The 24,150-nt window shown below is 68.1% G+C and carries 22 protein-coding genes; 14 read left to right on the top strand and 8 right to left on the bottom strand.

The genetic code is table 11. The features are described from left to right. Positions 1-37 precede the first annotated feature (37 nt). Both ACFOSH_RS05135 and ACFOSH_RS05130 read left to right on the top strand, forming a co-directional pair. Positions 38-526, top strand: a complete 489-nt coding sequence (locus ACFOSH_RS05135) for a MauE/DoxX family redox-associated membrane protein (protein ID WP_378237556.1) — start codon at positions 38-40, stop codon at positions 524-526. Positions 527-528: 2 nt separating this feature from the next. After that, positions 529-1,323, top strand: a complete 795-nt coding sequence (locus ACFOSH_RS05130) for a DsbA family protein (protein WP_378237501.1) — start codon at positions 529-531, stop codon at positions 1,321-1,323. Between the two features lie 203 nt (positions 1,324-1,526). Here the strand turns inward: ACFOSH_RS05130 and ACFOSH_RS05125 are convergent, their stop codons facing one another. Beyond that, entirely contained in the window at positions 1,527-2,411 is an 885-nt protein-coding gene (locus tag ACFOSH_RS05125; protein WP_378237500.1) for a LysR family transcriptional regulator, read from the bottom strand. Positions 2,412-2,542: 131 nt separating this feature from the next. On the opposite strand from ACFOSH_RS05125, the gene ACFOSH_RS05120 reads away from it, so the two are divergent. Then, positions 2,543-4,372 (top strand): glycoside hydrolase family 3 protein, encoded by a 1,830-nt coding sequence (locus ACFOSH_RS05120; RefSeq protein WP_378237499.1) that lies wholly within the window; start codon positions 2,543-2,545, stop codon positions 4,370-4,372. 3 nt (positions 4,373-4,375) lie between these two features. Then, on the top strand, positions 4,376-5,197 hold the full coding sequence (locus tag ACFOSH_RS05115; protein WP_378237498.1) for a ThuA domain-containing protein: 822 nt from the start codon (positions 4,376-4,378) through the stop codon (positions 5,195-5,197). 219 nt (positions 5,198-5,416) lie between these two features. Here ACFOSH_RS05115 and ACFOSH_RS05110 read toward each other — a convergent pair whose 3' ends face one another. Together ACFOSH_RS05110 and ACFOSH_RS05105 are read right to left on the bottom strand one after the other, a co-directional pair. Further along, the gene (locus ACFOSH_RS05110; protein WP_378237497.1) at positions 5,417-6,115 is read right to left on the bottom strand and encodes an RraA family protein; all 699 of its coding nucleotides are present in this window, start codon (positions 6,113-6,115) and stop codon (positions 5,417-5,419) included. Between the two features lie 9 nt (positions 6,116-6,124). Then, complete coding sequence (locus ACFOSH_RS05105; RefSeq protein WP_378237496.1) at positions 6,125-7,078, bottom strand: hypothetical protein; 954 nt, start codon at positions 7,076-7,078, stop codon at positions 6,125-6,127. Positions 7,079-7,259: 181 nt separating this feature from the next. Here ACFOSH_RS05105 and ACFOSH_RS05100 point away from each other — a divergent pair, with 181 nt between their 5' ends. From ACFOSH_RS05100 to ACFOSH_RS05080, 5 genes are read left to right on the top strand one after another with little or no spacing between them, the layout of a single operon-like run. Beyond that, positions 7,260-8,453 carry a lipid-transfer protein gene (locus ACFOSH_RS05100; protein WP_378237495.1) on the top strand — a complete coding sequence of 398 codons (1,194 nt, stop codon included), beginning with the start codon at positions 7,260-7,262 and terminating at the stop codon, positions 8,451-8,453. Between the two features lie 20 nt (positions 8,454-8,473). Continuing rightward, the gene (locus ACFOSH_RS05095; RefSeq protein WP_101612668.1) at positions 8,474-8,905 is read left to right on the top strand and encodes a type II toxin-antitoxin system Rv0910 family toxin; all 432 of its coding nucleotides are present in this window, start codon (positions 8,474-8,476) and stop codon (positions 8,903-8,905) included. Beyond that, positions 8,902-9,747, top strand: a complete 846-nt coding sequence (locus ACFOSH_RS05090) for a MaoC/PaaZ C-terminal domain-containing protein (RefSeq protein WP_378237494.1) — start codon at positions 8,902-8,904, stop codon at positions 9,745-9,747. Before ACFOSH_RS05095 ends, ACFOSH_RS05090 begins: the two co-directional genes overlap by 4 nt. A 10-nt stretch (positions 9,748-9,757) precedes the next feature. Further along, on the top strand, positions 9,758-10,627 hold the full coding sequence (locus tag ACFOSH_RS05085; protein ID WP_378237493.1) for an SDR family oxidoreductase: 870 nt from the start codon (positions 9,758-9,760) through the stop codon (positions 10,625-10,627). Beyond that, positions 10,624-11,838, top strand: a complete 1,215-nt coding sequence (locus tag ACFOSH_RS05080) for an acyl-CoA dehydrogenase family protein (RefSeq protein WP_378237492.1) — start codon at positions 10,624-10,626, stop codon at positions 11,836-11,838. Before ACFOSH_RS05085 ends, ACFOSH_RS05080 begins: the two co-directional genes overlap by 4 nt. Positions 11,839-12,028: 190 nt before the next feature. Here ACFOSH_RS05080 and ACFOSH_RS05075 read toward each other — a convergent pair whose 3' ends face one another. Continuing rightward, positions 12,029-14,515, bottom strand: coding sequence for a DNA gyrase/topoisomerase IV subunit A (locus tag ACFOSH_RS05075; protein WP_378237491.1), 2,487 nt, complete (start codon positions 14,513-14,515; stop codon positions 12,029-12,031). A 29-nt stretch (positions 14,516-14,544) separates the two neighbouring features. Next, a complete protein-coding gene (locus ACFOSH_RS05070; RefSeq protein WP_378237490.1) occupies positions 14,545-16,596 on the bottom strand; it encodes a DNA gyrase/topoisomerase IV subunit B in 2,052 nt (683 codons plus the stop codon). A gap of 277 nt (positions 16,597-16,873) precedes the next feature. Here ACFOSH_RS05070 and ACFOSH_RS05065 point away from each other — a divergent pair, with 277 nt between their 5' ends. Beyond that, on the top strand, positions 16,874-17,764 hold the full coding sequence (locus tag ACFOSH_RS05065) for a hypothetical protein (RefSeq protein ID WP_378237489.1): 891 nt from the start codon (positions 16,874-16,876) through the stop codon (positions 17,762-17,764). Here the strand turns inward: ACFOSH_RS05065 and ACFOSH_RS05060 are convergent. Continuing rightward, positions 17,748-19,172 carry a glycoside hydrolase family 76 protein gene (locus tag ACFOSH_RS05060; protein ID WP_378237488.1) on the bottom strand — a complete coding sequence of 475 codons (1,425 nt, stop codon included), beginning with the start codon at positions 19,170-19,172 and terminating at the stop codon, positions 17,748-17,750. The genes ACFOSH_RS05065 and ACFOSH_RS05060 overlap by 17 nt on opposite strands. 135 nt (positions 19,173-19,307) lie before the next feature. Here ACFOSH_RS05060 and ACFOSH_RS05055 point away from each other — a divergent pair, with 135 nt between their 5' ends. Together ACFOSH_RS05055 and ACFOSH_RS05050 are read left to right on the top strand one after the other, a co-directional pair. Beyond that, entirely contained in the window at positions 19,308-20,384 is a 1,077-nt protein-coding gene (locus tag ACFOSH_RS05055) for an LLM class flavin-dependent oxidoreductase (protein ID WP_378237487.1), read from the top strand. After that, positions 20,381-20,959: a CE1759 family FMN reductase gene (locus tag ACFOSH_RS05050; RefSeq protein WP_378237486.1), complete on the top strand. Its 579-nt coding sequence runs from the start codon at positions 20,381-20,383 to the stop codon at positions 20,957-20,959. Before ACFOSH_RS05055 ends, ACFOSH_RS05050 begins: the two co-directional genes overlap by 4 nt. A 309-nt stretch (positions 20,960-21,268) precedes the next feature. On the opposite strand, the gene ACFOSH_RS05045 is transcribed toward ACFOSH_RS05050, so the two are convergent. Then, entirely contained in the window at positions 21,269-21,610 is a 342-nt protein-coding gene (locus tag ACFOSH_RS05045) for a YciI family protein (RefSeq protein WP_378237485.1), read from the bottom strand. Further along, positions 21,610-22,839, bottom strand: coding sequence for an MFS transporter (locus ACFOSH_RS05040; RefSeq protein WP_378237484.1), 1,230 nt, complete (start codon positions 22,837-22,839; stop codon positions 21,610-21,612). The genes ACFOSH_RS05045 and ACFOSH_RS05040 overlap by 1 nt, the downstream gene beginning before the upstream one ends. Before the next feature lie 148 nt (positions 22,840-22,987). On the opposite strand from ACFOSH_RS05040, the gene ACFOSH_RS05035 reads away from it, so the two are divergent. Both ACFOSH_RS05035 and ACFOSH_RS05030 read left to right on the top strand, forming a co-directional pair. Further along, entirely contained in the window at positions 22,988-23,401 is a 414-nt protein-coding gene (locus ACFOSH_RS05035; protein ID WP_378237483.1) for a PGPGW domain-containing protein, read from the top strand. Positions 23,402-23,430: 29 nt separating this feature from the next. Further along, a complete protein-coding gene (locus ACFOSH_RS05030) occupies positions 23,431-24,099 on the top strand; it encodes a TetR/AcrR family transcriptional regulator (protein ID WP_378237482.1) in 669 nt (222 codons plus the stop codon). Positions 24,100-24,150: the final 51 nt, after the last annotated feature.

Here is a 24,150-nt window from a genome sequence, read left to right as displayed (position 1 = left end):
GCCCGTGCGTAGACCGCCCCAAGTCGTACTCGACGCCGTGGGCACACTCGCCCGGCTCGGACTGGCCGCCGTGTGGTTGATTTCCGGAGCGCTGAAGATCAGCGATCCGGGACAGACCTACATCGCGGTGCAGGCTTTCGATGTCCTGCCGGACGGGTTCGTGCGCCCGGTCGCGATCGGGATGCCGCTCGTCGAACTGGCGCTCGGCCTGTTCCTGCTCGCCGGGTTCGTGACCCGCTGGGCGTCGGTGCTGTCGGTGCTGCTGCTCGCGGTGCTCATCGCCGCCATCGCCCAATCGTGGGCGCGCGGACTGAGCATCGACTGCGGCTGCTTCGGCGGTGGCGGTCAGATCGCCGCGGATCAGACGCAGTATCCGCAGGAGATCGCCAGGGACCTCGGGTTCGCGCTGCTCGGGGTCTGGCTGATCGCGCGGCCGCGGACCTGGCTGTCGGTGGACGGCTGGCTCGGGAACTCCGGGGGCCCCGCCGACGACGACTATGTGGGTATCGCTGAAGGGAACGAATAATCGTGGGTGGAGCTGAGCGCAACGCTCGGAAACGCAAGCAGGAGCAGACGGCGGCGCGCTCGGTGGCGCAGGCCAGGGGCGTCGCGGGCGGAGACAGGAAGAAGGTCGTCGCGATCACCGTCGCGGTGGTCGTGCTCGCCGCGCTGGTGATCGGTGGCGTGCTCTGGACGACGTCCAGCAAGAACTCCACCGAGGGCAAGGCCATCGCGCCACAGGCGGGCACCTGGGCGCCCGGTGTCGTCGAGAAGCGCGACGGAGCCGTCGTGACCGCGGGCAAACCCGAGGCCACGAAGACCGTCGACGTCTACGCCGACTTCCTGTGCCCGATCTGCAAGCAGTTCGAAGAGACGTTCAAGGACAAGCTCCACGAGCAGGTGAACAACGGGACGCTGACGATCCGGTACCACATGCTGCCGATGCTCAACCAGCGTTCCGACCCGCCGGGGTACTCGCTGGACTCGGCCAACGCCTCGCTCGCCGCGGCCGACGCGGGCAAGTTCCTCGCCTTCCACGACGCGCTGTTCAAGGACCAGCCGCAGGAGGGCGCGCGCGGATTCGACAAGGCGCAGCTGATCAAGCTCGGCCAGGACGTCGGCATCACCGGCCCGGCCTTCGCGACGGCGATCAACACCGGCGTCTACGAGCAGCAGATCCAGGACGCGTACAAGAAGATCTCCACGGATCCGTCGCTGCAGCAGGACTTCGGGCAGGGCCCCGGTTTCGGCACGCCGACCGTGACCGTGAACGGGCAGGTCGTGAAGCTGGAGCAGGACTGGGTGGAGAAGGCCCTGGGGTAGCTCTTCTTTCGGGACTCGCGTGAAGGCCCCCTTCCCTCGGCTCAGCCGAGGGAAGGGGGCCTTCACGCAGCTCGGGGCGGGTTTCGGCGGCAGGCGATAGCAAAGGTCCCTTGCTCCTCCCACAGGTGGGCGCCGCATTCAGAGGACGAGATGCGGGCGTTGGGCGCCCGAGGTACGCGTTCAGAGGACGAAATGCGGGGGAGTCAGGGGAGCGAAGTGGAGGCGACGGACGCGAAGGCCTGTACGCGGGCCGTCTCGGCGGAGCGCGGCCAGACGAGCCCCCACTCGACGTCGGGTGAGCCGGTGAAGGGCACGAAGCGGATTCGCGGGTGGCTGAAGTACTCCTGCGCGTGTGCGGCGAGCGGGCAGATTCCGGCGCCGGTCGCGATCGCGGCGAGCAGTTCCTGGAACGTCGCGAACGGGGTGCTTCGGGTCACGGGATGCCCGGCCGGCGTCAGCCACTGCCGCGGTTCCTCGATCCAGTACGGCTCCGGCGGATGCGCCGCGCGGAGGACGGTGTCACGGGCGAGGTCGTCGAGGGTCACCGACTTCCGTCGCGCGAAAGGGTGTTTCGACGACACCGCGAGCACCATCGGTTCGGTGTGGATGGCCGGTCCGGTGACGAGATCGGGTTCGTCGACCGGGAGCAGGGTCACCAGCACGTCGATCTCGCCCGAGCGCAGCATCGACGCCGGATCGGCGAAATCGGCTTCGCGGATGAGCAGGTCCGTGTCCGGGTAGCGCTGTCGGAAGCGGTCGAGCAGGTCTTCGGTCAGATCGGCGACGCCGGGTGCTTCGAAGCCCAGCCGCAGCACGCCGCCGATCCCGCGTCCCGCCGTGATCGCGCGATCGATGCCTTCGTGCAGCGCGCGGTAGGCGGGGCCGAGGTCGTCCCGCAGCCGGTTGCCGATCGGCGTGAGCCGGACCCGCCTGCTGGTGCGGGCGAACAGCGGTGCGCCGATCCGGCGCTCCACCTGTTTGATCGACTGGCTCACCCGTGCCTGCGAGACGTGCAGCCGTTCCGCGGTGCGGCCGAAATGCAGTTCGTCGGCCAGCGCCAGGAAGATCTCGATGTCCCGCAGTTCCATAATATCCAGGTTATCGATTCGGGCCGGTGTCGGCCATCGGGAACCGTCTTTTTCGCAGGTCTAGACCAAAGAACCTCTGTCATGCGTTAATTCAAGCCTTGAACTTACGTCTGGTGTCGAGGAGGACCCGGATGCGGAGATTCACACTGGGGATATTGACCGCCGCGCTCGTGCTCGGGTCGCACACCCCGGCGCTGGCCGGAAACGGCCCTGCTTACCGGGACGCCTGGCGGCCGGTGAAGGTCCGCGTGGCCGATCTGCTGTCGCGCATGACCCTCGACGAGAAAATCGGCCAGATGACGCAGGCCGAACGTCTCGGCATCAAGGCGCCCGGCGACGTCACCAAGGGAATGCTCGGCTCCCTGCTCTCCGGCGGCAGTTCCCAGCCGACTCCGAACAACGCGGCCACCTGGGCCGACATGTACGACGGCTTCCAGAAGGAAGCGCTCGCCACCCGGCTCGGCATTCCGCTGATCTACGGCGTCGACGCCGTCCACGGGCACAACGGGCTCTACGGCGCCACCGTCTTCCCGCACAACATCGGCCTCGGCGCGACGCGCGATCCCGCGCTGGTCAAGAAGATCGGCCGCGCGACCGCCGAAGAGGTGTCGGGCACCGGGATCGACTGGAACTTCGCGCCGTGCCTGTGCGTCGCCCGCAACGACCGGTGGGGCCGGACGTACGAATCCTTCGGCGAGGTACCGGAAATCGCGTCCTCGATGACGACGGCCATCGACGGCATGCAGGGCCGTTCGCTGTCCGCGCCGGGTTCGGTCCTCGCGACCGCGAAGCACTACATCGGCGATGGCGGCACGACCGGCGGCGACGATCAGGGGGAGACCGACATCAGCGAGGCCGAACTCCGCGCGGTGCACCTGCCGCCGTTCCGCGAGGCCGTCCGCCGTGGCGTCGGTTCGGTGATGATCTCCTACAGCAGCTGGAACGGCCTCAAGATGCACGCCGGTTCCTACCTGATCAACGACGTGCTCAAGGGCGAGCTCAAGTTTTCCGGGATCGTGATCTCGGATTACAACGGCATCGACCAGATCGACCGGCAGCCGGGCTTCACCCCGGCCGAGGTCACCGCGTCGGTCAACGCCGGCATCGACATGGTGATGGTGCCGTTCGAGTACCAGAAGTTCATGGACACGCTGAAGGCCGAAGTCGTCGCCGGGCGGGTCACGCCGTCGCGGATCGACGACGCGAACCGGCGCATCCTGACGAAGAAGTTCGAACTGGGCCTGTTCGAACGGCCGCTGACCGACCGCCGGTTCCTCAAGACCGTCGGCAGCGCCGAGCACCGCGCCCTCGCGCGGCAGGCCGTCCGCGAATCGCAGGTGCTGCTGAAGAACGAGAACCGGGTGCTGCCGCTGGACAAGTCGCGCAACCGGATCTTCGTCGCGGGCAAGAGCGCCGACGACATCGGCAACCAGAGCGGCGGCTGGACGGTCGGCTGGCAGGGCAAGAGCGGCCCGGTCACCGAGGGAACGACCATCCTGCAAGGGATCCGGCACACCGCGAAACCGTCGTCCACGGTCACTTTCGACAAAAACGCGAACGGGATCGACAAGTCCTACGACGTCGCTGTCGCGGTGGTGGGCGAGACGCCGTATGCCGAAGGCCGCGGTGACAAGCCGGAGGGAATGGGACTCGACGCCGAAGACCTGGCGACCTTGAAGCGGCTTCAAGACAGCGGAGTCCCGACCGTGGTCGTGCTCGTTTCCGGGCGGCCGCTGGACATCGCCCAGCAGCTTCCGGAGTGGGACGGGCTGATCGCGTCGTGGCTGCCCGGCTCGGAAGGCCAGGGTGTCGCGGACGTGCTCTTCGGCGATCACAACCCCACCGGCAAGTTGCCGGTGACGTGGATGCGCAGCGCTGACCAGCAGCCGATCAACGTCGGTGATGGAAAGTCCGGGCTGTTCCCGTTCGGGTTCGGCCTTCGCTATCGGCACGGGTGGTGAGGTATGAGGAAATTCGCGGTCCGGCTCGCTCTGCTGTTCGTTTCGTGTCTCGCGCCGGCATTGGCGCCTGTCACGGCACAAGCGGCACCCGCGTTCAAAGTGCTGGCCTTCTACAACGGCACGTACGACGCGGCGCACATCAGTTTCGTCAAGGAAGCCAACCAGTGGTTCCCGAAAACCGCGTCGCAGAACAACTTCGGCTACACCGCGACCAATAATTGGAATCAGCTGAACTCGCTGCAGCCCTCGCAGTACCAGGTCGTGCTGTTCCTCGACGACCTGCCGCAGACCTCGGCGCAGCGTTCGGGCTTCGAGCGCTACATGAACGCGGGCGGCGCGTTCTTCGGTTTCCACGTGGCGGCCTTCAACACCAAGCCGTCCGCCTGGGACTGGTACCACAACAGATTCCTCGGAACGGGCGGCTTCGAGTCCAACACCTGGGGCCCGACGACGGCGACGCTGAAGGTGGAGAACAAGCCACATCCCTCGACCACGCGGCTGCCCGCGACGTTCACCTCTTCGGTGAGCGAGTGGTACGCCTGGAACAACGACCTGCGCAAGAACCCGGACATCAGGATCCTCGCGTCGGTGGATCCGGTGAGCTTCCCGCTGGGGACCGACCCGAACCAGTCCTGGTACAGCGGGTACTACCCGATCCTCTGGACCAACAACAAGTACAAGATGCTGTACGCCAACTTCGGGCACAACAAGATGAACTACGAGACGAACCAGCCGCTTTCGTCGACCTTCGCCAGTGAGGTGCAGAACCGGTTCGTCATCGACGGACTGCTGTGGCTCGGCGGAAAGCAACTCGCACAAGGATGAGCCGGGCCAGCCGGGCCAGATTCGCGCGATGCCATTTCTCGGCGAGCTCTTCGCGCCGGATCCGGTCCGGCTGCTCTTTGAGCAACGTCAGGTTGACCGACCGGACGAGGTGGGCCGTGACGCCGGTGGCGGCGGTCGCCGTCCGGGCGATACCAAAGGTCCCTTGCTCTCTTTCCGCAGTTCAGGGGTCGCGGCGATAGCAAAGGTCCCCTGCTCCCCCTACTCCTCGATGGCTCCGCCGACCGCCCGCAGATGCTCCCGGAACGTCAGCGAAGGCGACTTCGCGCGCTCCGCGAGGAAGTCGGTGAAGCGCACCTGGTCGCGAAGGGACTCTCCGGAGCGGATCCGCTCGGCCTGACGCCGTTCGGTGTCGCGGATGGCCTCGGCACGGTCCAGGACCTCGTCCGCCCGGTCGGCCGCGACGAACAGGACGCCGTCCTCGTCGCCGAACACGAGGTCGTCCCGCGTCACCGTCCACTCCCCGACGACGGCCGAGTCGAGCGCGCCGTCCGGGCGGGCGGAGACCGAGAGCGGGCCGGTCGGGATCGAGCCGAGACTGAACACCGGCAGCCCGATCTTCTCGATGTCGGCGGTGTCGCGGTGCAGGCCCCAGATGACGACGCCGCCCAGCCCTGCCGACCGCGCTTCGAGCACAGCCAGGTCGCCGACGCAGCTTTCGTCGAGCCTGCCGCGGTTGTCGACGACCAGGATGTCGCCGGGTGCGGCGATTTCGTACGCCTCCAGGAAGACGTCGACGCTGCCGACGTGCCGGGCGGGGGAGACCCGCCCGGCCACCCGCCCGCCGGGCACGACCGCGTGCGTCCCGGCGGGCGCGCACCGGACCGGGACGCCGGCGCGGACGCAGCCGTCGGTCAGATGCGCGGTGGTCAGCAGCGCGAACCGCTCCTCCAGATCCATGCCCCGACTTTAGCCACGGCGCCACACCACGGGGGTGTTGCCGCCGCCGCTGCCCTCCAGCGTTCCGGCGATCTCGCCGTTGTCGCCCACGACGGTGCCGTACGCGTTGCCGGGGGAGGGGAGCGTCGTCACCGCACCGCCCGGGGACCACGCCGTGGGAGTTCTCGGCGAAATCCATCCCGTGACCAGCCCGGACCCGTTGAGCGCCATCGTGGACATGTTGTCCGGGACCTCCTCGGAGATGTCGAACGCGGTCCAGAGCCGGTCGCCCAGCTGGGTCGAGGCCAGCACCTTCCCGTTCCGGATCGCGATCCCGCGTGATTCGCGGAGCCCCTCCGGGAGCACGAGTTGCCGCAGCACGCCGTCCTTCCAGAGCCAGGTGCCACCGAACTGCTCGTTCAGCAGGATGGTGCCGTCTTGGTCGATGTCGACGGGGGTGAGCAGCGGCGGGACGTCCAGCAGCACCGGGTGCGCGTGGTCGCCGGACGGCCAGAAAGCGGCGGTGGAGCCGTAGCGAATGTCGTTGAACACCGTGCCGACGACGTCGCCGCGGTCGTTCGTGCCGAGAGCTTGCGAGTTGTAGTAGCCCGCCACCTTCCCGAGGAACTGGAATCCGCCGTTCTCGAAGGCGAAGGCGTGCTTGCCCGGGTAGCGGCTCCCCTCCGGGTAGTAGACGGCGTTGCCGAGGACCGAACCGGACGCGTTCTCGTCCACCGTTTCGACCGAGAGGTAGCCCGCCGGGATGCCGTGGTCCGCGACGGCCCCGCCGTCCCAGGTGATCAGCTTCCCGTCGGCGGTTCCCGCGTAGCCCCCGGCGCCGTTCGTGGCGGCCACCCGTGCGATGCCGCTGCCGCCGGGCGGGAGCGGCAGGTAACTCATCGTCCATCCGGTCGCCGACGCTGTGCCCGCTGACAGCAGTCCGGCGGCGACGGTCGCGGCCAGGACCAAGCTCGTCCGTTTCATCGAAACCCCCTGTGAGTCGTGTTCTCCCTGTTTAACGGGGGTGCGAGCCGCTCGTCTGCGTCACCTGACACTCAGCGTGGGATGGGTAACATCCGTTCAGGAATGTATGTAAGGGGTTGATAAATACAGTCCTGTCTGTATCTTCAGTTTCAGCAGCGACCCGGCAACGACAAGGAGCGTCGTGGTGGCCAACAAGGTGTACGTCGTCGGCGTGGGCATGACGAAGTTCGAGAAGCCCGGACGCCGCGAGGACTGGGACTACCCGCAGATGGCCAAGGAATCCGGGACCAAGGCGCTCTCCGACGCCGGGATCTCCTTCGACGAGGTGAAGCAGGCTTACGTCGGCTACGTCTACGGCGAGTCGACCTCGGGGCAGCGCGCGGTCTACGAGCTGGGCATGACCGGGATCCCGGTGGTCAACGTCAACAACAACTGCTCGACCGGGTCGACCGCGCTGTATCTGGCCGCGGAGGCGATCCGGGGTGGCCGCGCGGACTGCGCGCTCGCGCTCGGGTTCGAGAAGATGCAGCCGGGTTCGCTCGGCTCGACCTACGACGACCGCGAGCAGCCGATGGGCAGGCATCTCCAGGCGCTCGCGGAGATCTCCGAGGTGCTCTTCCCTCCCGCGCCGTGGATGTTCGGCGCGGCCGGCCGTGAGCACATGAAGACCTACGGCACCACCGCCGAGCACTTCGCCAAGATCGGCGAGAAGAACCACCGGCATTCGGTGAACAACCCGTACGCACAGTTCCAGGAAAGCTATTCGCTGCAGGACATCCTCGACTCGCGGATGATCTACGACCCGCTCACGAAGCTCCAGTGCTCCCCGACCTCGGACGGTTCGGGCGCGGCGATCCTCGCCAGTGAGTCCTTTGTGGACTCGCATGGGCTCGCCGGGCAGGCCGTCGAGATCGTCGGGCAGGCGATGACCACGGACTTCGCCAGCACCTTCGACGGTACCGCGAAGAACATCATCGGCCACGACATGAACGTCCAGGCCTCGCGCCAGGTCTACGACCAGGCCGGGCTGGGGCCGGAAGACTTCCAGGTCATCGAGCTGCACGACTGCTTCTCCGCCAACGAACTCCTGCTCTACGAAGCGCTGGGACTCTGCGCAGAGGGCGAAGCCGGGAAGCTCGTCGACTCCGGGGCGACCACCTACGGCGGCCAATGGGTCGTCAATCCGTCCGGCGGGTTGATCTCCAAGGGGCATCCGCTCGGCGCCACCGGCCTCGCGCAGTGCGCCGAGCTGACCTGGCAGCTGCGCGGCACCGCCGACAAACGCCAGGTCGACGGCGTCGAAGCCGCGCTGCAGCACAACATCGGACTCGGCGGCGCCGCCGTCGTCACCGCCTACCAGCGCGCCGAGCGCTGATCTCACCGAAAGGAACAACCATGGGCAAGATCAGTGCCTCCGTCGAACTCCCCGCCGCTCCCGACAAGGTCTGGGCGGAGTTCTCCAACCCCAACAACTTCGAGAAGTGGCTGACCATCCACACCAAGTGGAAGGGCGAGGTCCCGGCCGAGTTCTCCAAGGGGGCGCAGGCTTCCGAGGTCGTCACGATGCTCGGGATGCCGAACACGATCACCTGGACCGTCGACGAGTTCGAGGCGCCGTCGAAGCTGGCGATCTCCGGGACCGGGATGGCCGGGGTGAAGGTCAAGTTCGAGCTGTCGGTGGAGGCGTCCGGCGATGGTTCGCTGGCCAGCATCGACGCGGAGTTCGCCGGTCAGATGATCATCGGCGCGCTCGGCAAGGCCGTCGAGAAGGACGGCAAGAAGAACCTCGACGCCTCGCTGGAGAACTTCAAGGCGCTGGTCGCGTGACCGACGAGCGGTTCGATCCCGGCGGGCTCGGCAAGTGGACCGACGAGTCCCGGTTCGAGGTGACCCGTGAGCGGCTGGTCGAGTACGCGAAGGCCACCAACGACCCGATCCCGGCGCATCTCGCCGGGGACGTCGCGAGCCCGGTGTTCGCGATCGTGCCGGTGTTCGAATCGCTGATGGAACCCGCGCTGGAGGTCGTGCCGGTCGGGTTGTTCGGCCGGATCGTGCACGGGGAACAGGAATTCCGGTTCCACCGCCCGATCCGGCCCGGCGACAAGCTCGTGTCGCGGGCGCGGATGACCGGGTACGAGGGCCTGTCGAACGGCACACGCGGCACCATCCACCTCGAATGCCGGACCGAGGACGGCGACCTGGTCAACGAGCAGTACGTGACGTTGTTCGTGCGCGGGTTCGACACCGGCGAGACTCGCGGTGAACTCGGTCCGGAGCACAAGTTCGACGACGCCCTGCGCTCGCGGGCGCCGGTGGCGAAGGTGAACCAGCACGTCGACGACGACCAGACGTACCGCTACGCGCCCGCCGCCGGCGATCCGATGCCGATCCATCTCGACGAAGAGGTCGCGAAGGACTCGGGACTGCCGGGGATCATCGCGCACGGCCTGTGCACCATGGCGTTCACGTCGTGGGCCCTGCTGACCGAGGTCGCCGGATCCGAGGTGGACAGGCTGAAGCGGTTCGCCGTCCGGTTCGCCAAACCGGTCCTGCCCGGGCAAGACCTGACAACGCACATCTGGCGCGCGGAGGCCGGGAGCTACGCGTTCGAAACCACCGTCGGCGAAACCGTCGTGATCAAAGACGGTCTCGCGGAATTCGCGGAGTAGGAGCAAAGCCATGGGAGCACTCGACGGACGGGTCGCCGTCATCACCGGCGCCGGACGCGGGATCGGCCGCGAGCACGCGCTGCTGTTCGCGGCCGAAGGCGCGAGCGTCGTGGTCAACGACCTCGGCGGGGCGAACGACGGAAGCGGGGCCGACGTCGGCCCCGCGCAGGAGGTCGCCGACGAGATCCGCGCGGCGGGCGGGAAGGCCGTGGCGAACACGGCCGACGTGGCCGACTGGGCGGGGGCCGCCGAACTGGTGACGCAGGCGGTGGACGAGTTCGGCAGACTCGACGTCGTCGTGAACAACGCGGGCATCCTGCGGGACGCTTTCCTTGCCGGACTTGAAGAATCCCAGTGGGATTCCGTGATCGCGGTGCACCTCAAGGGGCACGCGGCGGTGCTGCGGCACGCGGCCGCGTACTGGAAGACGGCGAGCAAGGCCGGGGAGCGGGTGGCGGGCTCGGTGGTCAACACCGCGTCGGCCTCCGGGGTCACGCTGCCGAACGCGGGACAGGCGAACTACGGCGCGGCGAAGGCGGGGATCGCCGCGCTGACGCTGGTCGCCGCCGAGGAACTGGAACGCTATGGCGTGCGGGTCAACGCTATCGCGCCGATCGCGCGCACGCGGCTCACGCTGGCGACGCCGGGCATGGGCGCGATCTTCGCACAGGAGGTCGAGGAAGGGGAGTTCGACGCGTTCTCCCCGGCCAACATCTCGCCGCTGGTGGCCTACCTCGCGACCGAGAAGTGCCCGATCACCGGCAAGGTGTTCGCGGTGCAGGGCGGCGCGATCTCGGAACTCGCGGGCTGGCACGACGTCAAGGTGATCGAGACCGAGGAAGCCTGGGAGATCGACGACATCGCGGCGAGGCTGCCGTGATCGAGTGGTCCGAGACCGAACTGCTGATCCGGGACGCGATCCGCGAGTTCGTCGACAAGGAGATCCGGCCGCGGCTGGACGAGCTGGAAAGCGGGACGCTGCCGCCGTACGACCTCATCCGCAAGATGTTCGCGTCCTTCGGCATCGACGCGCTCGCGCGGGAATCGGTGACGAAGCTGTTGTCCGAAGAGCGTGGCTCCGGCGGTGGAGGGTTGGCTTTCGGCGGGCAGGAGGCGATGGCGCTCATCGCGGTGAGCGAGCTGGCCGGGGTCAGCCTCGGCATCGTCGCTTCGCTCGGCGTGAGCATCGGGCTGACCGCGCAGACGATCCTGACCAAGGGCACGCAGGCACAGAAGGAACGCTGGCTGCCTGAGCTCGCGACGTTCGAGAAGGTCGGCGCGTGGGCGATCACCGAACCCGACTCCGGCTCGGACGCTTTCGGCGGGATGAAGACGTCGGTGCGGCGCGACGGTGACGAGTACGTCCTCAACGGACAGAAGACGTTCATCACCAACGGGCCGTACGCCGACACGATCATCGTCTACGCGAAGCTCGACGACGGCTCCGACGTTCGCGATCGCCAGGTGCTGACGTTCGTGCTGGACAAGGGCATGCCGGGGCTCACGCAGGGCAAGCCGTTCAAGAAGATGGGCATGATGTCGTCGCCGACCGGCGAGCTGTTCTTCAGCGACGTCCGGCTCGGGCGGGACAGGCTGCTCGGCGAGTCCGAGACCGGCCGTGACGGCGACAGCAAGGCCGAGGTGAAGTCCGGGTTCGCCGTCGAGCGGATCGGGGTCGCGGCGCTGGCGCTCGGGATCATCAACGAATGCCACCGGCTCTGCGTGGATTACGCGAAGAACCGGAAGCTGTGGGGCCAGGAGATCGGGCGGTTCCAGCTGATCCAGCTGAAGCTGGCGAAGATGGAGGTCGCGCGGATCAACGTGCAGAACATGGTGTTCCAGCTGATCGAGACGCTGCGCGCGGGCAAGATGCCGACGCTCGCCGAGGCTTCGGCGATGAAGCTGTACTCGTCGGAGGCGGCCACCGAAGTCGCGATGGAGGCCGTGCAGCTGTTCGGCGGGAACGGGTACATGGCGGAGTACCGGGTGGAGCAGCTGGCGCGGGACGCGAAGTCGCTGATGATCTACGCGGGAAGCAACGAGATCCAGGTGACCCACATCGCGAAGGGCCTGCTGGGTCCCCGCGTTTAGTCCTCTGAATGCGGTGGGCGCGAGGGCCGGGAGAGCAAGGGACCTTTGCTATCGCGTTGGGGTCCGGGGCTGCCCGCCGCCTGCTGACGACACGCGTGACTGGACGGGCGACACGCGTGACTGGACGGGCGACACGCGTGATTGGGGCCGGAACTCGGGAGTTCCGGCCCCAATCACGCGTGTGACGGGGTCAGTCGCGTTCGATGAGGTGGCCGACGACCTCGGGGCCAGGGTGGGCGTGGCCGGAGCCGTCGCGGCGCGGGTCGACTTCGGGCAGTTCCACCGGGTCACCGGTGCGGGAGGCACCGGCCGGGCGCGGGCCGATCCAGCCGACGACCAGCCGCGTCTCACCCTTGAGGAACCGCTGCGCGCGGACACCGCCGGTCGCGCGGCCCTTGGCCGGGTACTCGTTGAACGGCGTCACCTTCACGCTCGCGCCGGTCGCGGTGACGACCATCGGTTCGCCGTGTTCGGCGTCGTCGGTCCGGATCGCGCCGAAGAAGACCACTTCCGCCTCACCGCGCACGACCATCCCGGCCATGCCGCCGCCCTTGAGACCCTGCGGCCGCACCAGCGAAGCGGCGTAGCGCAGCAGGGACGCTTCGGACGACAGGAACGCCAGCGTCTCGTTGCCGTCGGTGAGCCAGGTGGCGCCGACGACCTCGTCGCCGTCCTTCAGGCTGATCACGTCGAACTCGTCCGAGCGGACCGGCCATTCCGGCGCGCAGACCTTCACGACGCCGTGTTTCGTGCCGAGCGCGAGACCCGGGGAGCCGGTGGCCTGCTCGCCGAGCGGGGCCACGCCGATGACGCGCTCGCCCTTCTCCAGCGGCACCAGTTCCTTCGCGGCCATCCCGCCGCGCAGCGACACGGTGCCCGCCTGCTCGGGCAGCACCGGCAGCGGGAGCACGTCGGTCTTGAACGCGCGGCCGCGGTTGGTCACCAGCAGCACCTGACCGCGCGCGGTCGAGTGCACGACGGCGGACACCGAGTCGTGTTTGACGCGGCCGTTGCGGCGCCGCACCTCCGACGACTCCTCCGATTCCGCCGCGGTCCGCGCGACCAGCCCGGTGGCCGAAAGGATCACCTGGCACGGGTCGTCGGTGACCTCCAGCGGACCCGACGGCTTCGACGCGGCGAGGACCTCCTTGAGGTCGCCGTCGATCAGCGCGGTGCGGCGTTCGGCGGGGGAGTCCTTGGCGACCTTGGCCAGCTCGGCAGAGACGACCTTCTTCAGCACCGACTCGTCGTCGAGGATCTTCGACAGCTCCGCGATCTCCTCGCGCAGCTTGTCCTGCTCGGCTTCGAGCTCGATCCGGTCGTACTTCGTGAGCCGACGCAGCGGGGTGTCCAGGATGTACGTCGCCTGGATCTCCGAGAGCTTGAACCGCTTCATCAGGCCGTCCTTCGCGGCCGCGGCGTTCTCGCTCTCGCGGATCAGCTTGATCACCTTGTCGATGTTGAGCAAGGCGGCCAGCAGGCCTTCGACCAGGTGCAGGCGCTCTTCGCGCTTGCGGCGGCGGTAGCGCGTGCGGCGGGTGACGACCTCGTAGCGGTGGCTGAGGAAGACCTCCAGCAGCGCCTTGAGCCCCAGCGTCTGCGGCTGGCCGTCCACCAGCACCAGGTTGTTGATGCCGAAGGACTGCTCCAGCGGCGTCAGCCGGTACAGGTCCGCCAACAGCGCCTGCGGGTTCACGCCGACCTTGCATTCGATGACCAGCCGCGTGCCGTTCTCGCGGTCGGTGAGGTCCTTGACGTCGGCGATGCCGGTCAGCCGCTTGGACTTGTTGACCTCGTCGGTGATCTTCTCGATCACCTTCTCCGGGCCGACGCCGTACGGCAGTTCGGTGACGGTGATCGCCTGTCGGCCGCGGCTGCCTTCCAGCGGCCCGGTCTCGGCGCTGGCGCGCATGCGCACCACGCCGCGGCCGGTCTCGTAGGCGCGGCGGACCTCGTCGAGGCCCAGCAGCGAACCGCCGGTCGGCAGGTCGGGGCCGGGGACGAACTCCATCAGCTTGTCGAGGGTGGCCGTCGGGTGGTGGATCAGCCACCGCGCCGCGCCGATGACCTCGGTCAGGTTGTGCGGGATCATGTTGGTCGCCATCCCGACCGCGATCCCGGACGTGCCGTTGACCAGCAGGTTCGGGAACGCGGCGGGCAGCACCGACGGCTCTTCGAGCGAACCGTCGTAGTTCGGCCGGAAGTCGACGGTGTCCTCGCCGAGTTCGCCGACCAGCAGCATCGCCTCCGGGGACAGCCGCGCCTCGGTGTACCGCGAGGCGGCCGGGCCGTCGTCGGGGGAGCCGAAGTTGCCGTGCCCGTCGACCAGCGGGACGTTGAGCGAGAAGTCCTGCGCGAGCCGGACCATGGCGTCGTAGATCGCCGTGTCGCCGTGCGGGTGGTACTTGCCCATCACGTCGCCGACCACGCGGGACGACTTCACGTACGCGTGTGTCGGCCGGTAGCCGTTCTCGTTCATCGAGTACATGATCCGGCGGTGCACCGGCTTCAGCCCGTCCCGCGCGTCCGGGAGCGCCCGCGAGTGGATGACCGAGTAGGCGTACTCCAGGTACGAATCCTCGATCTCCGTCTTCAGCGAGTTGTCGAAGACGTTCGCGCCGGGCCTGTCGAACGCTGACGGGTCGACCTTGGTGGTGGTGCCCTTACGGCGTGCCATTGCTCAAAGCTCCTTGAATAGCAACGAAATCAGGCGTCGATGGCTTCGCGGTCGACCCGGTCGGAAGAGGCGACCAGCCAGTTGCGGCGCGGTTCGACCTTCTCGCCCATCAACAGTTCGAGCGCGTTCTCCGCGGCTTCGACGTCGTCGAGGGTGATGCGGCGGACCGAGCGGGTGGCCGGGTTCATCGTGGTGTCCCACAGTTCGTCGGCGTCCATCTCGCCGAGGCCCTTGAACCGCGGCACCGGTGTGACGATCTGCTTGCCCGCGCGCTCCAGCGCGGCGAACTTGGTCTCCATCTCCTTCTGGGTGAAGGTGAAGTGGGTTTCCGGGTTGCGGCCCTTGGTGACCAGTTTGTGCAGCGGCGGCATCGCGGCGTAGAGCCTGCCGTCCTCGATCACCGGCCGCATGTACTTGGCGAACAGCGTGATCAGCAGCGTCCGGATGTGCGAACCGTCGACGTCCGCGTCGGCCATCAGGATCACCCGGCCGTAGCGCATGGTCGTCAGGTCGAACGTGCGCCCGCTGCCCGCGCCGAGCACCTGCACGATCGAGGCGATCTCGGCGTTCTTCAGGGTGTCGCCGAGCGACGCCTTCTGGACGTTGAGGATCTTGCCGCGCAGGGGAAGCAGCGCCTGATACTCCGAAACGCGCGCCATCCGCGCCGAACCGAGCGCGCTGTCACCCTCGACGAGGAACAGTTCACTGCGGGAGACGCCGGTGGTGCGGCAGTCGACCAGCTTCGGCGGCATGGCCGCGCCTTCGAGCGCGGTCTTGCGCCGGGCGGCGTCCTTCTGCTGCTTCTGGGTGAGCCGGACGCGCGCCGCGTCGACCACCTTCTGCAGCACGACCTTGGCCTCGGACTTGGTCTTGCGCTCTTCGGTCCAGGCGCGGATGTGCTTGTCGACGATGCCCTGGATGACGCGGGTGATGCCGGCGGTGGACAGCTCGTCCTTGGTCTGCGAGGTGAACTGCGGCTCCGGCAGGCGGACGTGGACGACCGCCGTCATGCCTTCGAGGACGTCCTCGACCGTCGGCATGTCCTCCTTGGGCTTGAGCAGCCCGCGGGTCTTGGAAATGGCGTCCTGCAAGGACTTCAGCACCGCGCGGTCGAAACCGCGGCGGTGGGTGCCGCCGTGCACGTTGCGGATGGTGTTGGTGAAGCACTCCACCGTGCGCTCGTAGCCGGTGCCCCAGCGGAGCGCGACCTCGACCTCCGCGTGACGCTCCACATTGGACTGCATGACGCCGCTGGCGTCGGCGGCGTTCTCCTTGTACGTGCCCACGCCGTTGATGATCAGCGTGCCGCAGACGGGTTTCTCGCTGTCCGGGGCGAGGAAGTCGACCATGTCGCCGAGGCCGTTGGGGAAGTGGAAGGTCTCTTCGCTGATCGAGTCGTCGACCGCGGTGCGCAGCACGTACGTGACGCCCGGGACCAGGAACGCGGTGTTGCGCATCTTCGCGCGGACGCCTTCGACGTCGAGCGTGGCGCCTGTCTCGAAGTAGCGCGAGTCGTACCAGTACCGGATCGACGTGCCGCCGCGCTCGCCGCGCTTCATCTTCCCGGTGACGTTCAGCCCGGACTTGCGGGTGAACTTGGCCTTCGGGCCCGGCCCGTCGAACACGCCGGGCACGCCGTGCGCGAACGACATCTGGTGGACCTTGCCCTCTTGCTTCACCGTGACGTCGAAGCGGTGCGAGAGCGCGTTCACCGCCGAAGCGCCGACGCCGTGCAGGCCGCCGGAGGTCTTGTAGCCCGAGCCGCCGAACTTGCCACCGGCGTGCAGCCTGGTCAGCACGAGCTCGACACCGGACAAACCGGATTTGGCGTGCGTGCCGGTGGGGATGCCGCGGCCGTCGTCGTCGACCTGGACACTGCCGTCGGCGTGCAGGGTGACCACGATCTTCGCGGCGTGACCCGCCACACCTTCATCGGTCGAGTTGTCCACGACCTCGGAGAACAGGTGGTTGATACCGCGGCTGTCGGTGGAGCCGATGTACATCCCGGGGCGCTTGCGGACCGCTTCCAGACCCTCGAGATGCGTCAGGTCGTCGGCCCCGTACAGGGTCTCAGCAGTCACTGGGTACTTCTCCTGGAGTCGTGGCTCGCGAACTGGCTCGTGACGGTGGCGTTCAACGCGACACCGTACTGGAGGATATCCGTCCCCTCCGACAGCTTCCTCTTCAGAAGCACCCCGGTGTGGCGGACCACCCGTCCCGATGACCGGGTCACGGCTGGGGAAAGCTGCTTTCTCGCGCCTCGGACGAGGCGTTATCGTTTCCGGTGTCACAGGGTGACGGGGGGAAGAAGTGGCCGTCGGAACCGGTCCTGCACGCGTCTCGGCCACGCGACGCGTCTTGAGTTTGTGGTACTTCGTCGTGGTCATCGGGTCGCTCGGCGTGCTTTCGCCCTTGCCGTTCGTGCACGCTGCGCTGCGGTTGCGCCGCGCGTTCCTGCTGCTGTTCGTGGTGCTCTACGCCGCGGCCGACACCGGCCTGCTCTTCCTGCTCTCCCTGTCGGGAACGGATGCCGACGAGACGATCCTGGCCCTCGGCTGGTTCTTCGGCACGATCCTGCTGATCGCCGTGACCTGCGTCCACCTCGCCGTGCTGCGGAAGAAGATCCTCTACCCGCCGCGGGGGGCCTGGGTCGAAACCGGCATGCACTGCGGGCTGTTCTCCATCGACATCGCCGGATTCGGCCAGGTCGGGCGGAGCAGCGAGATCTTCGTCCAGGTGCGGCGGATGCTCTTCAGCCTGCTGGCCGGCGCCTTCGAGGCCAGCGGCATCGCCTGGGACGCCTGTCTCAAACGGGACACCGGGGACGGCATGATCGTCGTCGTCCCGCCGCATTTCCCGAAGTTCCGGCTGCTGCTCCCGCTGCTTTCGCAGCTGGCGGCGGAACTGGCCAAGTACAACGTGGTCGCCGAGCCCGCCCTGCGGATCCGGGTGCGCGTGGCGATCCACGCCGGTGAGGTCACGCTCGACGAATACGGCGTGACAGGACGGCCGAAGGTGCTGCTCGCCCGGCTGCTCGACTCGCGGGTGCTGCGTGACGCGCTCGTCGAAGCGCCGGACGGCTCGCCCGTCGTCGTGCTCGTCTCGGATCGGTTCCACGAGGACGTCCAGGACCAGGGAGGCCCCGGTCTCGACACGATGAGCTACCGGCAGGTGCTCGTGCACGAGAAGGAGACCGAGGCTCTCGCCTGGCTGCACGTCCCGACGCCGGTGATCAGAAGGCTGCGGTGAGGACCTCCAGCGCGCTGTGCTGACGGGCGGCGTCGACCTTGTCGACCGGCCCCGCCCAGCGCAGGCCGTGCTGGTCGAGCGACGTGCGGTTGTTCGCGATCGTCGAATTCGCTTGGCGGGTCAGGTAAGCGCGGTACGGCCTGCCCGGCAGCGCCCGGTCCAGCTCGCCGAGACCGCGGGCGTACGCGCCCTTGAACGACGGCCCGTCCGCTCCGCAGTCGCCGGACTCGCACGGGTCGCGCAGGATCCCGTTCGAGTGCAGCAGCGAGGTCGTGGTGGCGGCGTCGGCGAGCTGACGGGCGCGGGTGAGGAGGGCGGCGTCACCGGTCGCGCGGTTCAGCTCGACCAGCGCGCCGAGGACGATGCCCTGGTTGTAACTCCAGACGGCCTGCCCGTTGTTGGCGCAGGAGGCGTTCAGGCCGTCGTTGACCAGGTTGTTCCCGTTGATCATGCCGCTCGCGCGGAACCAGTCCCAGACCTCGCGCGCCCTGGTGAGCTGGAGTGTGTCGCCGGGGAGACGGTTGTGCAGCGACGCGGCGACCTTGACGTACAGCTCGTTGGTGACGGCGTTCTTGTACGTCTTCGCCGTCGACCACCAGAGGCCGCCGCCGCAGGTCCTGTCGCGGTAGGAGTACATGTAGTTCGCCGCGATGACGGCGGTGTCGAGGTAGCGGCGGTCCTTGGTCAGGTCGTAGGCGCGGATCCAGGCGAGCGCCCACCAGCCGGTGTCGTCGATGTACTCGTTGGTGAAGTTGTTGCCGCGATTGCGGTCGAAGGTGTTGGCGATGGCGTAGCGGTAGTTCTGCGAGCCGGTGCGGATGCTGTAGTCGAGGATCGCGGTGAGCGCGTTCGCCGAGTTCCACCAGCCCGTGGTCTGCCAGAGTCCGGTGCCGTTGTCGTAGAACTGCATGAGCGCGGTGGCCGCGGCTTCGGTGCGGTTGTTCGCGGCGACCGTGGTGCGGAACCACGGCGTGCAGGCGATTTCCGGCCGGTTGCCCGCCTTCCCGCAGGCGCGCAGGGCGCCGAAACGGTGGGTGGCGGGGTCGTCGGCGTTGAACATCAGGGTCCGCCGGCCGCGTTGTCCGGCGGGGATCTTCGTGTCGCCGATCCGGCTGTCGGCGGACCACGTGCGGCCGCCGTCGAAGGAGCGGTCGAGCCAGAGCTCGTCGCCGGGGTCGCCGTTGGCGATGCTTCCCCAGCCCATGTCGTCGCCGTCGGACAGGTGCAGCGTGATGCCCCGGCCCCAGACCGTCGCGGTGCTGGGTCTTCTTTCGCCGACGGCCAGCGCGGGGTCGCGACTGTCGCAGTACTTGGCGCAGATCGTCGCCGAGACGGTGGGTTCGGGAGTGGTGGCGGCCGGTGTGAGAGCGAATGTCAACGTTGTCACGAGCAGGGAAGCGATCCACATGGATCCGAGTGTGAGGGCGGCCACTTTCCGAGCCGATCAAGTCACCCTTTCGGCCTGCGTCGATGGTCTGGAATACTTCTTGCGCGCGTGAGGTTGAACGCTCAAGCAACAACAACCCGGCTTAGGGAGCAGGTCATGCAGTTCGGAATCTTCACGGTGGGCGATGTGACGACCGACCCGACCACCGGGGAGGCGCCCAGCGAGTACGAGCGGATCAAGGCGATGGTGCGGATCGCGCTCAAGGCCGAAGAGGTCGGCCTCGACGTCTTCGCGACGGGCGAGCACCACAACCCGCCCTTCGTGCCCTCTTCGCCGACGACGATGCTCGGCTACATCGCCGCGCAGACGTCGAAACTCATCCTCTCCACCTCGACCACGCTGATCACCACGAACGACCCGGTGAAGATCGCCGAAGACTTCGCGATGCTGCAGCACCTCGCAGACGGCCGGGTCGACCTGATGATGGGCCGTGGCAACACCGGCCCGGTGTACCCGTGGTTCGGGAAGGACATCCGCCAGGGCATCCCCCTCGCGATCGAGAACTACCACCTGCTGCACCGGTTGTGGCGCGAAGACGTGGTCAGCTGGTCCGGCAAGTTCCGGACGCCGCTGCAGGAGTTCACCTCGACCCCGCGGCCGCTCGACGGTGTCCCGCCGTTCGTGTGGCACGGCTCGATCCGCAGCCCGGAGATCGCGGAGCAGGCCGCCTACTACGGCGACGGGTTCTTCGCGAACCACATCTTCTGGCCGAAGGAGCACTTCCAGGCGCTGATCGACCTGTACCGCGAGCGGTACGAGCACTACGGGCACGGCAAGGCGGACCAGGCGATCGTCGGCCTCGGCGGACAGGTGTTCCTGCGGCCGAAGTCGCAGGACGCGGTGCGGGAGTTCCGGCCGTACTTCGACAACGCGCCGGTGTACGGGCACGGGCCGTCGCTGGAGGAGTTCACCGAGCAGACGCCGCTGACCGTCGGCAGCCCGCAAGAGGTGATCGACAAGACGCTGAGCTTCCGCGAGCACTTCGGCGACTACCAGCGTCAGCTGTTCCTGATGGACCACGCCGGGCTGCCGCTGAAGACCGTGCTGGAGCAGCTCGACCTGCTGGGTGAGCACGTGATTCCGGTGCTGCGCAAGGAACTTGACTCGCCTCGCCCCGCTCACGTTCCTGAGGCTCCTACGCACGCTTCGCTGGTGTCGGGGGTGACGGTATGACGACGATCGCTGTCGTGACCGCGGGGTTGAGCCAGCCGTCCTCGACGCGGTTGCTCGCGGACAAACTGGCCGCGGCGGCTTCTTCCGCGCTGCCGGACGTGAAGATCGAGGTGATCGAACTCCGCGACCTGGCCATCGACGTCACGAAGAACATGCTGACCGGGTTTCCTTCCCCGGCCCTGCGCACGGCCATCGACACGGTGACCGCCGCGGACGGCCTGATCGCCGTGACACCGGTGTTCACCGCGTCGTACAGCGGACTGTTCAAGTCGTTCTTCGACGTGCTGGATCAGAAGGCGCTCGACGGGAAGCCGGTGCTGATCGGCGCCACCGGCGGGACCGAACGGCACTCGCTGGTGCTCGACTTCGCGCTGCGTCCGCTCTTCGCCTACCTTCGCGCCGAGCCTGTCGCGACGGCGGTGTACGCGGCTTCGGCGGACTGGGCGTCTCCGGGGGATCTCGATACGCGGGCTTCGCGGGCTGGGCGGGAGTTCGCCGCTCGGTTGTCGTCGGCGCCGGTTGAGGCTCCGAGCAGCGGGTTTGTGCCGTTTGAGCAGCTGTTGGGCGGTGGGTGAGGGAGCGGGGGACCTTTGCTATCGCCTGGCGGGGCGTGAGGCGGTGACGCGTCGGTACAGCGGGTCGTGAGTGGTAAGTCGCGTTCTAACGACACTTGCCACTCACGACCACCCTGACCCACTCGGTGCCGCCGCCCTGGTCGCCTGAGGTACGTGAAGGTCGAGTTTCCTCGGCTGAGCCGAGGGAAGGGGGCCTTCACTCGCGGCCGCTGTGACTTCTGGTGCGCGTGGTGATCGCGGAGGTAGTGAAGGCCTCCTTCCCTACCTACAGGGTAGGCAAGGAGGCCTTCACGGAGAGCGTAGAGACGGTCAGGGCGTCGGCCAGATCGGCCGGATCTCGATGGTCGCGAACTTCGTGACCGGATGCTTCGACGCGACCTCGATCGCCTCGTCGAGATCGGCGCACTCGATCAGGTCGTAGCCGAGGATCTGTTCCTTCGTCTCCGCGAACGGCCCGTCCGAGACGAGCAGGTCGCCGTCGCGGTGGCGCACGGTGGTCGCGGTGGCCGTCGAGCGGAGCCTGCTGCCGGACAACCGCACTCCGCGAGCGGTCATCTCGTCGACCCACGCCTGGGTTTTTTCGTCTAGCGGGTCGTCGCAGCCGTCCGCGCCGGGGTGAGGGCTCCCGCAGATCAGCAACATGTAGCGCATCAGTCCTCCATCGCCAGGGCTTTTTCGGGCCGCAGCGCCGAAAGAGCGATTGCCAGGCCCAGCACCGCGAAGCACGCGGCGACCGCGAATCCCGCGCGGAAGCCTCCGGTCACGGCTTCCGCCGACGTCGCGGTACCGGTGACGGCCGCCGACACGGCCGAGGCTACCGAGACGCCGAGCGCGCCGCCGACTTGGAAGGCGGCGGTGTTGATACCGGACGCGAGCCCGGTGTCCCCGGCGTCGACGCCGCCCAGCGCGGCCATCGGCGCGGCGACGGTGGCCGCGCCCAGCCCGAGCCCGAAGGCGGCGAGGCCGGGCAGGAGATCCGTCAGGTAGGCGCCGTCCGGCGAGACGCCGGCCAGCGTCAGGCAGCCGGCGCCGAGCAGCATCGTGCCCGCGGCGGCCAGGCCACGGACGCCGATCCTGAGGATCAGCGCGTGCCCGCCGTACGCCCCGACGACCGCCATCACCGGCAGCACCGCCGTCGCGACGCCGAACAGCAGCGGCGAATAGCCGAGTACCTCCTGCGCGTAGCGCGAAATCAGGAACGAGACCGCGAAAGCGCCCATCGCGCTGGTGAACATCACCAGGTTGCCGCCGGTGAGCATCCGCGACGAGAAGATCCGCAGGGGGATCAGCGGCGCTCCGCGTCGTGAAGCGTCGCGGCTTTCCGTGAGCAGGGCAGGCGTGGCCACGAGCAGCACGAGCGCGACCGGGATGTTCAGGAAGAACACCCACTCCCAGCCGAACGCCCGCGTCAACGCCCCGCCGATGAGCAGCGCCGCCGTGGCGCCGAAGCCGCCGACACCCGACCAAGCGGCGAGCGCCTTGGTGCGTTCGCCGTCGTCGGTGAACGTCGTCATCACCAGCGAAAGCGCGCTCGGCGCCATCAGCGCGGCCGAAATCCCCTGGAGGACCCGGGCGGCGATCAGCACGTCGTCGCTCCAGGCGAGTCCGCACCAGAGCGAGGAGAGCAGGAACAGCAGCGTGCCGGCCGAGAACGTCCGGCGGCGGCCGAGCAGGTCCGCGGCGCGGCCGGCGGGCAGGAGCAGGAGACCGAAACTCAGCAGGTACGCGCTGAGCACCCAATGTGTCCCGCCGCCGGCGAAACCCAGGTCCCGTTCGATCGACGGCACCGCGAGCACGACGATCTGCGAGTCCAGGATGACCATGAAATTGGCCGTGCAGAGCAGGGCCAGCGCTCGCCATCGGCGCGGGTCGGGGTGCATGCGTGCCTCCGTCCTTCGGTGGGTGGTTCACCCCACCGACGAACGGCTCCTCCCGGAACAGACAGGTCCGGCGAAGAGTTTTCAGATCGGGCGGGACCAGCGCGTTCCCGGCACAATCGGTCAGAGGAACGACGGCGAGGAGAATGACGTGGGCATCGGAAAACCCGTGAGGCAGGTGCTGATCCTGATCGCGGGCGTCATTCTCCTGCTGGTCGGCATCGCGCTGCTCGTGCTGCCCGGACCCGGCCTGCTGCTGGTGCTCGCGGGTCTGCTCGTGCTGGCTTCGGAGTTCCCCGCGGTGGAGAAGTACGTCGATCCCATCCGCGACAGGGCGATGAAGGCGGCGGAGGACAGCGTTTCGTCTCCGCTGCGCATCGCGGGTTCGGTGCTGGCCGGGCTGTGCCTGCTGGCCGCGGGCGTGGTCTGGGGACTCGTGCCCGGCCTGCCGCTCGCCGGCTGGAGCACCGGTTCGAGCCTGATCCTGTCCGGGCTCATCCTGTTCGCGCTGCTGATCTGGAGCTACAAGCGGGTGCAGGCACGGAGGGCCGCGAACGCCGAATAACAGCCGGGTGGTCTGGTACCGTGCGGCGCGTGTCCCCCGAATTCCAGCGCGCCCGGCGGCCGGAACAGGTGGAGGCCCGGCGCGCGGCGATCCTCGGCGCGGCGCGCGAACTCCTGGCCGAGCGGCCCGTCTCCCGGATCAGCCTGCGGGAACTGAGCGACAGGGTCGGCCTGGCGAAGTCGAACGTGCTGCGCTACTTCGACAGCCGCGAGGCGATCTTCCTCGAAGTCCTCGACGCGGTCTGGGTCGCGTGGCTCGACGAGCTCGAAGACGAACTGGGCGCGCTTGAGGACGCTGGTTATGAGAGCGTCGCGACAGTCATCGCGAAGTCGATCTCGCGGCAGCGCCTGCTGTGCGAGCTGATCAGCACGATGGCCGCCGTACTCGAACGCAACATCGCCGTAGAGACCGCGCGGACGTTCAAGAGCCGGGCGGCCGAACGGACCGAACGGCTCGGCGACGTCGTCCGCGCACAGGTCCCGTTGGACGCTCAAGCCGCCGGACACTTCGCGAAGGCCGTCTTCATCCTCGTCGCGGGGCTGTGGCCCTACGCGAACCCTGGCGAGGCGGTGGCGACGGTCCTTGCCGAACGGGGAGCGCCCGCCGGCCGCGAGATGTTCGTCGACGGGCTGACCGAAGGACTGGCGAACCAGCTGGTCGGCCTGGCTGTTCGCACAGGTCAGAGCCCCGGGCGATAGCAAAGGTCCCTTGCTCCCTTCCCGCGCGAGCCGGACCGGCCGGATCTGCTT

The organism is Amycolatopsis speibonae (genome assembly GCF_042647925.1).
In the GTDB taxonomy this organism is placed as follows: Bacteria; Actinomycetota; Actinomycetes; order Mycobacteriales; family Pseudonocardiaceae; genus Amycolatopsis; species Amycolatopsis speibonae.
Note: the sequence above shows the minus strand (reverse complement) of the source record. Positions and strands in the feature narration are given on the sequence as shown.

What these genes read in the sequence shown, in the direction of transcription:
- ACFOSH_RS05125 (WP_378237500.1), bottom strand. Translation starts at nt 2,411, where the DNA reads ATGGAACTGCGGGACATCGAGATCTTCCTGGCGCTGGCCGACGAACTG.
- ACFOSH_RS05120 (WP_378237499.1), top strand. Translation starts at nt 2,543, where the DNA reads ATGCGGAGATTCACACTGGGGATATTGACCGCCGCGCTCGTGCTCGGG.
- ACFOSH_RS05115 (WP_378237498.1), top strand. Translation starts at nt 4,376, where the DNA reads ATGAGGAAATTCGCGGTCCGGCTCGCTCTGCTGTTCGTTTCGTGTCTC.
- ACFOSH_RS05110 (WP_378237497.1), bottom strand. Translation starts at nt 6,115, where the DNA reads ATGGATCTGGAGGAGCGGTTCGCGCTGCTGACCACCGCGCATCTGACC.
- ACFOSH_RS05105 (WP_378237496.1), bottom strand. Translation starts at nt 7,078, where the DNA reads ATGAAACGGACGAGCTTGGTCCTGGCCGCGACCGTCGCCGCCGGACTG.
- ACFOSH_RS05095 (WP_101612668.1), top strand. Translation starts at nt 8,474, where the DNA reads ATGGGCAAGATCAGTGCCTCCGTCGAACTCCCCGCCGCTCCCGACAAG.
- ACFOSH_RS05085 (WP_378237493.1), top strand. Translation starts at nt 9,758, where the DNA reads ATGGGAGCACTCGACGGACGGGTCGCCGTCATCACCGGCGCCGGACGC.
- ACFOSH_RS05075 (WP_378237491.1), bottom strand. Translation starts at nt 14,515, where the DNA reads ATGGCACGCCGTAAGGGCACCACCACCAAGGTCGACCCGTCAGCGTTC.
- ACFOSH_RS05060 (WP_378237488.1), bottom strand. Translation starts at nt 19,172, where the DNA reads ATGTGGATCGCTTCCCTGCTCGTGACAACGTTGACATTCGCTCTCACA.
- ACFOSH_RS05055 (WP_378237487.1), top strand. Translation starts at nt 19,308, where the DNA reads ATGCAGTTCGGAATCTTCACGGTGGGCGATGTGACGACCGACCCGACC.
- ACFOSH_RS05050 (WP_378237486.1), top strand. Translation starts at nt 20,381, where the DNA reads ATGACGACGATCGCTGTCGTGACCGCGGGGTTGAGCCAGCCGTCCTCG.
- ACFOSH_RS05045 (WP_378237485.1), bottom strand. Translation starts at nt 21,610, where the DNA reads ATGCGCTACATGTTGCTGATCTGCGGGAGCCCTCACCCCGGCGCGGAC.
- ACFOSH_RS05040 (WP_378237484.1), bottom strand. Translation starts at nt 22,839, where the DNA reads ATGCACCCCGACCCGCGCCGATGGCGAGCGCTGGCCCTGCTCTGCACG.